Here is a 12391-nt window from a genome sequence, read left to right on the forward strand (position 1 = left end):
AGCCACCCATGACGATGATTCAACCTACTGCATCCCATCCCCATACAGGTCGTCCCTTGACGATGGCAACACCCGTTGCACAAGCAGTCGTTCTGCACCGCAAATCCAAGCCTGTAAATCAGCCTAAGGATGTTGAACGCTGGAGTGTGGCGCAAGTGCAAGCACTGCTCGATTTGCCTTTCATGGACTTGCTTTTTCAGGCACAAACTGTGCATCGTGCGCATTGGCCTGAAGGCGATATTGAGTTGGCGACCTTGCTGTCAGTTAAAACTGGAGGGTGTCCAGAGAACTGCGGCTACTGCCCACAATCTGCTGAATATGAAACAGGTGTCAAAGCGCAAAAACTTTTGTCTGTTGTTGAGGTGACGGCAGCTGCGCAGGCGGCTAAAGATGCCGGAGCGACACGTTTTTGCATGGGCGCTGCGTGGCGTGCACCCAAAGATCGCGACATTGAAAAAGTGGCGCAATTGGTTACAGCAGTCAAAGGCCTTGGCATGCAGACTTGCGCCACCTTGGGGATGCTGGAGCCTCATCAAGCGCTCGCCCTGCGTGATGCAGGTTTGGACTATTACAACCACAATCTCGACAGTGCGCCAGAGTACTACGACCAGGTGGTTGATACACGCAGCTACCAAGACCGTTTGGATACTTTGGCTGCAGTGCGCTCGGCAGGGATCAGCGTGTGTTGTGGCGGCATTATCGGAATGGGCGAGGCACCAGTGCACCGTGCAGGTTTGATCGCGCAGTTGGCCAATTTGGCGCCTTATCCAGAGTCCGTGCCCATCAATAGTTTGGTACCAGTACCAGGCACTCCGTTGGCAGATTCTGAGCCTGTTGATCCGCTTGATTTTGTTCGCATTATTGCGGTGGCACGCATCACTATGCCCAAGGCGCGTGTGCGTCTTTCTGCAGGGCGTCAACAGTTGGGGGAAGCCACGCAGGCGCTGTGCTTTTTGGCAGGAGCCAATTCGATTTTTTATGGCGACAAATTATTGGTAACTGGCAATCCCGAGGCGGGTGATGATGCTGCTTTGATGGCCAAGCTTGGCCTGCGTGGTACGCGTACACAGGTGCAAGATGAGCACCATAGCCATGCGCACCAACATCTCCAGATTCAGGCTGCTGTTGGCGCAGCTGGCTAATGGTGTAGCCCGCCTTGCATTTTTGTCGTCATACATTTTTTGTTCCAATTTTGTCTATGAAACACTACAGCAAGGAGGCCGCATGACCATTCAACCCCGCCCATTCAAAGTTCTGGGCATTCAACAAATTGCCATTGGAGCTTTAAGCAAGGACAACCTCAAGCGCCTTTGGGTGGATGCTTTGGGATTGGAGTTGACCGGCACATTCCAGAGTGAGCGTGAAAACGTTGATGAGGATATTTTGGCAATGGGCAAAGGTCCTTTCAAAGTGGAGGTGGACTTGATGCAGCCTATTGACCCTGATAAAAAACCTGCGGTGCATGCAACCGCCTTGAACCATGTAGGCTTATGGATTGACGACCTACCTAAAGCGGTGGAGTGGCTTGCTGCTCAAGGTGTGCGTTTTGCACCCGGGGGCATTCGTAAAGGGGCTGCAGGGTATGACATCACTTTTCTGCACCCCAAAGCCAATGATGAATTTCCGATTGCAGGAGAGGGCGTATTGATTGAGTTGGTGCAAGCGCCGCCAGAAGTGATTGCTGCTTTAGGCTAAGCGGCCTGCCATCTACGTGCGCCCATTCATGGGGCAGTGTGTACAGTGGCGTACCGATTGTGACATCGTGACAGGAGATTACTGCGCCGCGGGGGATGGGCGCAAACCCACGGTAAGTAGTGCTCCTCCAACGCCACTGGCGACAATCATTGCAATCCCTATCAGCGACGTGGCATCTGGCATGTTGTCAAAGAAAAGCCAACCCAGCAAGGTGGCAACTGCCACTTGTACGTACAGATAGGGCATCAAAACGGTACTACTGGCGAAACGGTAGGCATGAATTAATAGCAGGTGGCCAACGGTGCCACAGATACCTCCGGCGAGCATGGCAGGCCAGAATGTCCAATGAAAATCCGGCGTTTGCCAGAAGAATGGCAGTACAGCACTTGCCAGGACCAGTCCGAGTGCGCCTGTGTAGAGGTGCGTTGTTAGGGGCTCGTCGTAGCGTGCGACATGGGCGGTGACGAGCAGGTATACAACGTTAGCGGCCACTTGCATCAATGGAAACAGCAAGAACCAGCCCATTCCCACATTGCCTGGCCTGACAATGACCAGAGCCCCCATCAGTGCCAATGGCAACAGCAGCCAGCGCATGAATGAGAGCTTCTCATGCAAAACCAGCATGGCCAGAATGGAAACAATCACAGGGGCAATCAAAGCAATGGCAGTGAATTCAGCCACCTTCATATAACGCAAGCTCAAAAAAGCAAAGATATTGCTCAGTACAAAACAGCAGGCCCGCACAATTTGCCATGACCAATTGTTGCTGTGAGGGAGCCAGTTGCCTGTTTGCTTGCGCAGCATTGCCATTGTTAAGGCCGTGTGGATGGCATAACGAACCCATAGGGCCATCAGCACCGGTACAGCTACCGCAACATAGCGCACACTGCTATCGAGCAAGCCAAAAAAGACGACTGCCATGCATGTGAGCAAAATACCGGTGAGAGCAGAGGGAGCGGTAGGGGATGACACGGCGATTAACTATGCAACAAGAAATGAAAATGCGAGAAAGAAAAAGTGCTTGAATAGGAGGCGGTCATAGCCATAACCATCGTTTGTACTTGCTTCTTATGTTTCGAGCCAAAAGGTGAGCGTAACCGCCTTAAATTGCCGCAAGGCGTATCTTGCGCATCCATGATTATGTTGCAAGGCGATTGCAAAAAAATAATGGGGATGAGTTTACGGCAACGATTGCGACTCAGATTAAGGGGGATATGCCATCAAGTCGATTTATAGGTGGGAGGGGCCCAACTCTTTTTGTTGAAGGCAAAATAAAAGCACCTGCATGAGGTGCTTTTAAATATTTGGCGGAGCGGACGGGACTCGAACCCGCGACCCCCGGCGTGACAGGCCGGTATTCTAACCAACTGAACTACCGCTCCTGGTAGCATTTTGGCATAAGCCAAAACCATTAACTGTGGCGACCCTACGGGGAATCGAACCCCGGTTACCGCCGTGAAAGGGCGATGTCCTAACCGCTAGACGATAGGGTCACAGAATTTCAAATTATAGCTTATATTTTTGCTATTNCAGAATTTCAAATTATAGCTTATATTTTTGCTATTTTTTAAAAAATCTTATTTGGTCGGCGTGGCGGGATTCGAACTCGCGACCCCTTGCACCCCATGCAAGTGCGCTACCTGGCTGCGCTACACGCCGAAGAGCGAGATTATAGACTGTATTTTTGAATGCCTTGGGCTAAAAAATCACGAATTTCCATTAATTCTTTTTTCAGATCTAAACCAGCGCTTACCACATCAGATTTTGGTTGCAAGTGGCCTGAAAACACTGTTGTCTGCGGCGTTGAATCGGAGAGGTTGGATACCGCATCCGATGGCTGCGACGCATTCTCTGGTGTTGTGGTTTGCTGCGCAGTGCTTTCTTGCGTCGTCAAGCCATTGTGGTTGGTTTCGTTGGGGCTCCAGCTTTGCAGACGGGTACGCGCGCCACTGATGGTGAATCCTTGCCCATACAACAATTCGCGAATGCGGCGAATCATCAGCACTTCATGGTGCTGGTAGTAGCGACGATTACCGCGCCGCTTCATGGGGCGCAACTGAGTGAACTCCTGTTCCCAGTAGCGCAGCACATGGGGCTTGACATCGCACAACTCAGCGACTTCACCAATGGTGAAATAGCGTTTAGCAGGGATAGGGGGCAATGGGGTGTTCATGTGCGCGTACGAGAAACCGATGGGAAATAAAGCTGATACACCAGTGCATGGACTGGCTTGCGACTCTGTGAAGATTCACGCCCAAAAGGGAGAATCAAAATGAGAACTCTCTTTTAGACGATCAATATTGCTACGGCTTAGCTTGAAAGCTGCAGCACCTTTTTGGCGCGATCATACCTTGATCGTGCATGGAACAATGGCGCAGATGTAAATACATGCACAAATCAATGAGATCTGGACGGGGACGCCTTCTTTTTATATAAAAAATGTCCTCAACGCGATTGCGGTTTGAGGACAGGTTTGGATGCAGCTATCGCAAATATGAGTAAGCGCACGCTAACGTCTCATGGCGTTGCAGGCCGATTACATGGCATCTTGTTGCACTTTCTCTTTGAGCTTGTTGCTTGCATGAAAAGTGACCACACGCCGCGCTTCAATAGGAATGGCTTCGCCAGTGCGGGGATTGCGGCCTGGCCTAGCCGCTTTAGCACGAACCTGAAAGTTACCAAACCCTGAGATACGAACGCTGTCGCCATCAATCAGACGCTTACCGATCAAATCAAAAAAAGCATCTACGATGTCTTTTGATTCACGCTTGGACAAACCAATTCGCTCATACAAAAGTTCTGCCATTTGCGCCTTGGTTAGCGATGCGGGCTCTAGGCTGTCGATATCGATAGGCAATTCGTTCATATCTCATTCACTCAGGTGATGAATTTCAGGTGCGAAGGCGTGCCGAAACGGCGCTTGCGAGCTCTTTTACCACAGCCGTAACGGTTTGATCAATGTCGCTATCGGTCAATGCCGTGCCCGCGCCATCAAGAGTTAGCCGAATGGCCAAACTTTTCTCTCCTTGGCTCACTCCGGTTGCGGTTTGGCCTGCAACAGGGCGGTAGATGTCAAACAATAAAACGTTGGCAATTTTGATGGCGGTTTTGGCTTTGCCAATGGCTGTTTGAACTTGTGCAAAGCTGATCGATTCAGCCACGACAACAGCAACATCACGCTCAATCAGTTGGTATTTTGGAACTGGTTTTGCAGCCGGCACCGGACGTTGTAACGCAGCGTTTAAATCCAATTCAAACAACACGGGGGCTTGAGGAAGTTCCCATTGCTGGCGCCATTTGGGGTGGAGTTCGCCAATCCAGCCAATGGCTTGCCCTTGCAGCAGCACTTGAGCACTACGGCCAGGGTGCAGTGCGGGGTGTTCTGCCGCCACAAATTCCAGGGTGTAAGGCGCCAGCAACGCCTCTACATCACCTTTGGTTGCGAAAAAATCGCTGCGTTGCTCTGCCTTGCTCCATTGGCGTCCATCGACATCCCCATAGGCCAAGCCTGCCACTCGCATGGGTTGGTGTACCCCTTGGACGGTGGTATCTGTTGTTTGTACCGATTCGTCGCGCAAGAATACGCGCCCCACTTCAAACAATCGTACACGTGTTGCTTTGCGATCCACATTCGCGCGCAAAACATTCAAGAGCGAGCCTAGTAAGGTCGAGCGCATCACGCTCATGGGGGCTGCAATTGGGTTGAGTAAGCGAATAGGGTTGACATTCCCAGTCAAGTCACGTTCCCAAGCCTCTTCAACGAAACTGAAGTTGATGGTCTCCTGGTAGCCAAGATCTGCCAGTAAGTGACGCAATGCAAATTTGCTGCGTTGGGATTCAGGCTGAATACGAGCCACGATAGGGGCTTGGGGCGGCGTATCAGGCAAGGCATTAAAGCCAATAATGCGTGCAACCTCTTCAATTAAATCCTCTTCAATTTGAATATCAAAGCGGTAGGTAGGAGGGGTTACACGCAGCACATCACCCTGTGCGCCGCTGATTTTTTCGTAGCTCAGTTGCAGGCGTTGGAATGCGGTTTCACATTGCTCTGTGGTGATTGGCATGCCAATGACTTTGGCTGCGCGCGCAACACGCAAATCAACGGGCTTGACTTTGGGGAGTTGAATGATTTGATCATCAATCGGATTTACTTGCGTATTTGGTGTGCCGCAAATATCCACAATCAACTGACTGATGCGTTCAATAGCCGGTATGGTCGCGCTGGGATCAACACCGCGCTCGAAGCGGTGCCCCGCGTCAGTCGAGAAGTTGTAGCGGCGAGAGCGTCCTTGGATGGATTCAGGCCACCAGAAGGCGGCTTCAACGTAGATGTTGCGTGTGTCATCGCTCACAGCGGTGGCATTACCCCCCATGATGCCTGCCAGCGATTCGACTTGATGTGCGTCACTAATAACGCCCACTTTTTCGTCCACTTCAATGGTATTGCCATTGAGCAGCTCTAATTGCTCGCCAGCCTTACCCCAGCGAACTTCCAGGCTGCCCTGGATTTTATCGAGGTCGAAAATGTGGCTTGGTTGCCCCAGTTCAAACATCACATAGTTGGAAATATCCACCAGCGGAGAAACACTGCGCTGGCCGCAACGGGCAAGTTTTTCAACCATCCAAGCAGGTGTTTGGGCTTGGGTGTTGATTCCATTAATTACCCGCCCAGAAAATCGACCGCACAGATCAGAGGCTTTGACACTGACGTGGAGTTTTTGCGCGCCATTGACTTGCACATTGGCCGTTGTGGCTGGTGGTAACGCTGCTCCAGTCAATGCAGAAAGCTCACGTGCAATGCCATAGATACTCAGCCCATGTGCCAGATTTGGGGTGAGCTTGAGTGTTAGCAAGGCATCGTCAAGTCGCAGGTAGTCGCGAATATTGGTGCCCACAGGAGCATCTGAAGGCAGTTCTAGCAATCCACCTTGATCATCTGCAATTTTGAGCTCTTTGGCTGAGCACAGCATGCCAAAACTTTCGACACCACGCAGTTTGCCTATTTTAATTTTGAATGGCTTGCCATCTTCACCAGGAGGCAGTTCAGCCCCTACCATGGCACAAGGAATTTTGATACCTACTCGGGCGTTGGGCGCACCGCATACGATCGTCAGTGGTTCGCCTTGGCCTGCAGGGCCAACATTGACCTTGCAAACGCGCAAACGATCCGCATCAGGATGCTGAACCGCTTCAAGAATTTCGCCAACCACAATGCCGTGAAAGGGCGGTGCGACGGTGTCAATTTCTTCGACTTCAAAGCCGCCCATGGTCAGGGTATCGGCCAATTCTTGGGTGGACAAGGCGGGGTTGCAGAATTCGCGCAACCAGGATTCAGGAAATTGCATAGGGCTTATCTCGTGGCAAGAGGTGAGATGAACATCAACCTTATTGGAATTGGCTCAGGAAGCGAATGTCGCCATCAAAAAACAGGCGTAGATCATTGACTCCGTATCGCAGCATCGTGAGCCGATCTGGCCCCATACCAAATGCAAAACCAATGTATTTTTCAGGGTCTAAGCCCATGTTGCGCACCACGTTCGGGTGCACCTGACCTGAACCGGCCACTTCCAGCCAACGCCCAGCCAATGGGCCGCTGGCAAACTGAATGTCGATTTCTGCGCTCGGCTCAGTGAATGGGAAGAAGCTGGGTCTGAAACGCAAAACCAAGTCATCACGCTCAAAAAATGTTTTGCAGAAATTGGTGAAGACGAATTTCAGGTCTTTGAAGCTCACGTTCTGGCCTAGCCACAATCCCTCACATTGGTGGAACATAGGGGAATGCGTCGCATCGCTGTCAACGCGGTAAGTGCGGCCAGGAGCAATGACGCGCACATCAGGTAATGTTTGGTCAGCGTCAGTGCAATCGGCGTACTTTTTTACGTGCTGATGGGCGTAACGCACTTGCATCGGGCTGGTGTGTGGCCGCAAGTTGTAGTACTGGCCTTGCTCGTCTTTGATGTCCACGTAAAACGTGTCTTGCATTGAGCGGGCAGGGTGGTTTGGGGGATTATTCAGTGAGGTGAAGCTGTGCCAATCAGATTCGATTTCCGGGCCGTCAGCCACATCAAAGCCCATAGAGCCAAAAATCTGCTCAATGCGCTCCATCGTACGAGAGACTGGGTGTAAGCCACCAGGCTGGCGTAGTGTGCCGGGGAGGGTGACATCTAAACGCTCGGCCTGCAATTGGCGCATCAACTCTGCATCCGCCAGATCTTGTCGTCGTGCTTGCAGTGCTTTTTCTATGGCCTGCTTGGCTTGGTTGATGGCCGCCCCACGTGTTTTCTTTTCATCAACACTCAGCTGCGCCATGCCTTTCATCAGCTCTGTGATCTGGCCGCTTTTACCTAAAAAACGCGCCTTGGCGTCTTCCAGAGCGGCAGGAGTGTCGCTTTGTGCAAACTGTGTTTGGGCTTGTGCAATCAATGCATCCAAATCAGTGCTCATATTCATATCCTCAAAGCTGCGGGCGTGTGCAACACCGTATTGATGTGTGCTTGGTTGAATCCAATAAAAAAAGGCTGGTGCCTTGAGAATCTGCTTAGAGGCAGATTCGCGAAGCCCAGCCCTGTGCGAGGGAATGTGGCGCGACTGAACGCGCGCTCCAATCCCTATCTTTACGCTGCCAGTTTTGCCTTCGCCTGATTAACCAGGCTACCAAAAGCGGCTTTGTCATGAACAGCCAGATCAGCCAGCATTTTGCGGTCGATCTCAATCTGAGCTTTCTTCAGACCGTTGGTGAATTGGCTGTATGTCAAGCCCAACTCACGAGAAGCAGCATTGATACGAGCAATCCACAACTGACGGAATACACGTTTTTTGGTACGGCGGTCACGGTAGGCGTATTGACCTGCCTTCATGACTGCTTGTTTAGCAACGCGGAAGACGTTACCACGACGGCCGCGGAAACCCTTGGCCAGTTTCAGAATTTTCTTGTGACGGGCATGTGCCGTAACACCACGTTTAACGCGAGGCATGTGTGAACTCCTTAATGCAGATTACAGACCGGCGAATGGCAACATTTGTGCCACATGACCGAGGTTGGACTCATGCACATTCACTGCGCCGCGCAATTGGCGTTTGTTTTTGGTGCTCTTCTTAGTCAAGATGTGGCGCTTGAACGCTTGACCGCGTTTAACGGTACCACCTGGGCGAACGCGAAAACGTTTTTTCGCGCTGCTCTTGCTTTTCATTTTTGGCATAACAGCTTACCTTTGGTTTGACATTGTGCCTGCTAGGCGTGACGCATATGCAAGCCTTGATGCTGCATTCGCAATCCCTTTATGAGCCCACAGTGCACTTGTTTTGAAATTCTTTGTACGGTATGTGCCCATACAAAGAACTGCGGATTATATATCTATTAAATCTTGCTGCCTATTGCTTGATGTGAAAGAGGCATGTGTTCGCTCTGTAAAAGAGACGTTTTCACAACGGTTGCCGGTGGTTATTAGCATCAATCAACTTTGGCCGTTGGCTATTGTGCGTCGTTCATCGCTGTTCGTTGCTCGTGTCGGCGAGTGTGCTTTGATTTGCAGGCGATGTAATAGCATCCAAGGGCCAGCGCGGTTTGACATCAAAGCTCCAATCGCGATTGGGTTCTTGCAAACCGGCCTGTAAACGCATAGCTGCAGCGAGCGCAATCATGGCGCCGTTGTCCGTGCATAAGTACAGCTCGGGGTAGTGCACACGGACGCCTCGTCTCGCGCATTGCGCATTCAATTGGTCACGCAAATGTTGATTGGCACCAACGCCGCCTGCGACTACCAGACGATTCAGACCTGTGTGTTTGAGAGCGAGCATGGATTTTTTGACTAAAACCTCCACAATGGCCGCTTGCGTGCTAGCAGCGAGATCGTTTTTTCGCGTCTCCAGATCAGCATCAAGTTTTTGCACTTGCGTTAATACGGCAGTTTTTAATCCAGCAAATGAAAAGTCGAGATTGTCACCACGCAGCAAAGGGCGTGGCAGTGCAAATGATTGCGGATCTCCGTCGCGAGCCAACCGCGCCAGAATCGGACCTCCAGGGTACGGTAAACCCATCAATTTTGCGGATTTGTCAAAAGCTTCTCCTGCTGCATCATCAATGGTTTCACCCAAAATCGTGTACCGGCCAACCGCGTCTACACGCATTAACTGCGTATGTCCTCCGGAAACCAATAACGCAACAAATGGAAATTCGGGCGGGTCTTCACTCAGAAACGGCGAAAGCAAATGGCCTTCCAGGTGATGCACTCCTAACACGGGTTTATTTAATGCTGCTCCCAGCGCACAAGCCACGCCAGCGCCTACCAATAGCGCACCAGCCAGACCCGGACCTTGCGTGTAGCCTATGACATCGATGTCTTTAAGCTGGCATTGTGCTTGCTGCAAGGCTTGTTCGGCCAGCGGAATTACGCGGCGGATATGGTCGCGGCTGGCCAACTCAGGCACTACGCCACCATAGAGTTGGTGCATATCAATTTGGCTGTGCAGTGCGTGTGCAAGTAATTTCGGTATAGCTGGCTTGTTCGCAGCATGCGATGGAATGTCTGCGCGAACCAGTGCAACGCCAGTTTCGTCGCATGAAGACTCTATGCCTAGGATTAGCATCGAGGCCTGTTTTGCTGGAGAAGGAGGTGTCATGAAAATTTTGCTGTGCCGTAGTGGTTATACCTGCTATTGCCATTCAAATAATGGAAAGCACAGCCGTGCGGCGTGGTGTCAAGTATGGAGGGGTGTTGGGTATGTTTGGTTCTCAAACTTCTTGTGCAGCGCGGTTGCGTGTTGATGCCTCTAGTGTAGTGTTCTAGTGAGTCTCCGTGCTGTATCTGGGTTTTACTGCATCAGTCAGATTGAGGTTGAGCATCCCTTGATTCCAGGCGCATTTATTACTAGGACACTAGGGCATCGTTGCAGATTGGATTAGTCCAATGAAACTGTTGATGATGCTCGAATATTCAGTAACTAAAACTGGGTAGAACGAAAAGAGTTGCGTTTGACTTTGGGCCGTTGCAGACGCTGCTCTTCTTCCCATTGTTTGTTACTTGGGGCTTGGTCCAGCCGAATGTGTGCAACCAAACCACCAGATTGCGCGTTGGTCAAGGCGAAGCGGCCTCCCATACGCTGAATGGTTTTGTCGACAATCGACAGACCAAGCCCTGCGCCTGCCGCTGCGGTACGCGCGCTGTCACCACGGAAGAAAGGCTTGAGTAGATTGTTCAAGTCAGCCTCCGTCACGCCTGCACCATGGTCTCTGATTTTCAACAGTACGTATTTTCCGTTGGCAAAAGTAGTCGCCAGAATATCAACTTTGCTGGTGTTCGTACCTGGCGTCTTGCCATAGCGGCGCGCATTTTCTAAAAGGTTGGTGACCACGCGGGAGAGCTCGACCTCATCGGCGTATACGTACAGCGAATCAGGGACGTTGGCTTTGACTTCCATTTCCCCTGTTTCTTGAATAGAAAAGACACAGTTGGAGACCACACCCTGCAAATTGACGCTGGCACGAACACCTGATACTGGGCGAGCATAGTCCATGAACTTGTCAATAATGGCATCGAGCTGGACGATATCAGCCACCATGTGTTCACGTGCAACATCATCGCTGACGCTCATTTCTGTTTCTAAGCGAAGGCGTGCCAGGGGGGTGCGCAAGTCATGTGAAATTCCAGCCATCATGACGGCACGGTCTTGCTCTACTTTAGAGAGCTGCTCGGCCATGCGGTTGAATCCAATATTCAACTGTCGAATCTCACTGGTTGCTACTTCTTCATTGAGCTGGCTGTTGCCAAAATCACCCTCCCGCATGCGGTACGTAGCATCAAAAAGTTGTTGAATTGGTTTGTTGAGTAAGCGTGTGATGATCGCAGCCCCAAGTAACGATACGGCAATGGCCGTGATCAACCACACCAACACCGTTCGCCCGCCGACTGGAGAAAGGCGGGAGTCGTCCATGAGCAGCCATGTGTAATCATCGCCCAAGCGAAAACTAACCCATAAGCCGGGAACGCCATTGACGCTTTTAGCAACCAAGGTTTCTGCACCTATGCGCTTGCGAAGCTCTTCTGTGATTTGTAAGCCCAAGGGCGTATCGGGCATTAACTCATAGGTGTCAGTCGGCTCATGGGGTTGTATCCGCATGCCTTCTTGTTCTGACATCGTTTTGAGCAAAGAGACGCGCGCAATCGAGTCTGAATGCGTCAACCCCACGCGACTGAGGTTGACCATGCTGGCGATTTGCTGCGCCGTGTGCAGTGTTCTTGGCTCTGTATCCAATGCGCGGAAAGACTGAAGCCACGCCAGAATTGTGGCAATCAGCAGCAAGGCCAGCAAAATGAATGTGCGCCAAAACAGCGTGACACGAATACGCCGCTGTCGCGATCCAAGGTTATCCAGATACATCAACGACGTGTCGTTGGGCGTGTCGTAAGCTTCCATAGCCAAGTAGTGTGGGCAGGCAGTGTTGGGCGCAATGACGCATTAGCATGCGAAACAGAGCGCGTACGAGAATAGATGAAACGTTTCTATTTGTGAATCATAGGCGATGATGGAATGCCTTGATGATGCTGCGTGATTGAGCTTGCTCCTTCACTTTTCTTATGGGTGCCGCTCTGAAATGCCGAACCGGCACACAAATGCCGGTTCAATATATTCAGGTCAACACGCACACAAAAATCACATTGCTTGCTTAGCTTGGCTATGAGGTCTTTGTATGGCAGCC

At 51.3% G+C, this 12391-nt stretch carries 11 protein-coding genes and 3 tRNA genes; 2 read left to right on the plus strand and 12 right to left on the minus strand.

Translation table 11 applies throughout. From position 1 onward, the window contains the following. Nucleotides 1-8 precede the first annotated feature (8 nt). Nucleotides 9-1142, plus strand: a complete 1134-nt coding sequence (gene bioB, locus E9531_RS07030; protein WP_244610017.1) for a biotin synthase BioB — start codon at nucleotides 9-11, stop codon at nucleotides 1140-1142. Nucleotides 1143-1224: 82 nt separating this feature from the next. Next, entirely contained in the window at nucleotides 1225-1695 is a 471-nt protein-coding gene (locus E9531_RS07035) for a VOC family protein (protein ID WP_211343389.1), read from the plus strand. Between the two features lie 78 nt (nucleotides 1696-1773). Here the strand turns inward: E9531_RS07035 and E9531_RS07040 are convergent, their stop codons facing one another. From E9531_RS07040 to E9531_RS07095, 12 genes are all read right to left on the minus strand, one after another. After that, nucleotides 1774-2667: a DMT family transporter gene (locus E9531_RS07040; RefSeq protein WP_136573044.1), complete on the minus strand. Its 894-nt coding sequence runs from the start codon at nucleotides 2665-2667 to the stop codon at nucleotides 1774-1776. Nucleotides 2668-3000: 333 nt separating this feature from the next. After that, nucleotides 3001-3077: transfer RNA gene (locus E9531_RS07045), tRNA-Asp, on the minus strand. Between the two features lie 36 nt (nucleotides 3078-3113). Continuing rightward, nucleotides 3114-3188, minus strand: a tRNA-Glu gene (locus E9531_RS07050). A gap of 89 nt (nucleotides 3189-3277) precedes the next feature. Further along, nucleotides 3278-3354: transfer RNA gene (locus tag E9531_RS07055), tRNA-Pro, on the minus strand. Nucleotides 3355-3364: 10 nt separating this feature from the next. Continuing rightward, nucleotides 3365-3868, minus strand: a complete 504-nt coding sequence (locus tag E9531_RS07060) for a MerR family transcriptional regulator (protein ID WP_136573045.1) — start codon at nucleotides 3866-3868, stop codon at nucleotides 3365-3367. A gap of 363 nt (nucleotides 3869-4231) precedes the next feature. Then, complete coding sequence (locus E9531_RS07065; protein WP_136573046.1) at nucleotides 4232-4561, minus strand: integration host factor subunit alpha; 330 nt, start codon at nucleotides 4559-4561, stop codon at nucleotides 4232-4234. A 25-nt stretch (nucleotides 4562-4586) separates the two neighbouring features. Beyond that, the gene (pheT, locus tag E9531_RS07070; protein WP_136573047.1) at nucleotides 4587-7040 is read right to left on the minus strand and encodes a phenylalanine--tRNA ligase subunit beta; all 2454 of its coding nucleotides are present in this window, start codon (nucleotides 7038-7040) and stop codon (nucleotides 4587-4589) included. 40 nt (nucleotides 7041-7080) lie between these two features. Then, nucleotides 7081-8139 carry a phenylalanine--tRNA ligase subunit alpha gene (pheS, locus tag E9531_RS07075; protein ID WP_136573048.1) on the minus strand — a complete coding sequence of 353 codons (1059 nt, stop codon included), beginning with the start codon at nucleotides 8137-8139 and terminating at the stop codon, nucleotides 7081-7083. Between the two features lie 170 nt (nucleotides 8140-8309). After that, complete coding sequence (rplT, locus tag E9531_RS07080) at nucleotides 8310-8669, minus strand: 50S ribosomal protein L20 (protein ID WP_136573049.1); 360 nt, start codon at nucleotides 8667-8669, stop codon at nucleotides 8310-8312. Between the two features lie 21 nt (nucleotides 8670-8690). Beyond that, on the minus strand, nucleotides 8691-8894 hold the full coding sequence (gene rpmI, locus E9531_RS07085; protein ID WP_136406961.1) for a 50S ribosomal protein L35: 204 nt from the start codon (nucleotides 8892-8894) through the stop codon (nucleotides 8691-8693). A gap of 286 nt (nucleotides 8895-9180) precedes the next feature. After that, on the minus strand, nucleotides 9181-10314 hold the full coding sequence (tsaD, locus tag E9531_RS07090; RefSeq protein ID WP_136573050.1) for a tRNA (adenosine(37)-N6)-threonylcarbamoyltransferase complex transferase subunit TsaD: 1134 nt from the start codon (nucleotides 10312-10314) through the stop codon (nucleotides 9181-9183). A 321-nt stretch (nucleotides 10315-10635) separates the two neighbouring features. Next, nucleotides 10636-12108 (minus strand): ATP-binding protein, encoded by a 1473-nt coding sequence (locus tag E9531_RS07095; protein ID WP_136573051.1) that lies wholly within the window; start codon nucleotides 12106-12108, stop codon nucleotides 10636-10638. Nucleotides 12109-12391 lie beyond the last annotated feature (283 nt).

Origin of the sequence: Lampropedia puyangensis (assembly GCF_004833285.1) — a bacterium.
Taxonomy (GTDB): domain Bacteria; phylum Pseudomonadota; class Gammaproteobacteria; order Burkholderiales; family Burkholderiaceae_C; genus Lampropedia; species Lampropedia puyangensis.

Excerpts from the sequence above, each read along its gene's own strand:
- bioB (WP_244610017.1), top strand. The coding sequence starts at position 9 with ATGACGATGATTCAACCTACTGCATCCCATCCCCATACAGGTCGTCCC.
- E9531_RS07035 (WP_211343389.1), top strand. The coding sequence starts at position 1,225 with ATGACCATTCAACCCCGCCCATTCAAAGTTCTGGGCATTCAACAAATT.
- pheS (WP_136573048.1), bottom strand. The coding sequence starts at position 8,139 with ATGAGCACTGATTTGGATGCATTGATTGCACAAGCCCAAACACAGTTT.
- rplT (WP_136573049.1), bottom strand. The coding sequence starts at position 8,669 with ATGCCTCGCGTTAAACGTGGTGTTACGGCACATGCCCGTCACAAGAAA.
- E9531_RS07065 (WP_136573046.1), bottom strand. The coding sequence starts at position 4,561 with ATGAACGAATTGCCTATCGATATCGACAGCCTAGAGCCCGCATCGCTA.
- tsaD (WP_136573050.1), bottom strand. The coding sequence starts at position 10,314 with ATGACACCTCCTTCTCCAGCAAAACAGGCCTCGATGCTAATCCTAGGC.
- E9531_RS07060 (WP_136573045.1), bottom strand. The coding sequence starts at position 3,868 with ATGAACACCCCATTGCCCCCTATCCCTGCTAAACGCTATTTCACCATT.
- pheT (WP_136573047.1), bottom strand. The coding sequence starts at position 7,040 with ATGCAATTTCCTGAATCCTGGTTGCGCGAATTCTGCAACCCCGCCTTG.
- E9531_RS07095 (WP_136573051.1), bottom strand. The coding sequence starts at position 12,108 with ATGGAAGCTTACGACACGCCCAACGACACGTCGTTGATGTATCTGGAT.
- rpmI (WP_136406961.1), bottom strand. The coding sequence starts at position 8,894 with ATGCCAAAAATGAAAAGCAAGAGCAGCGCGAAAAAACGTTTTCGCGTT.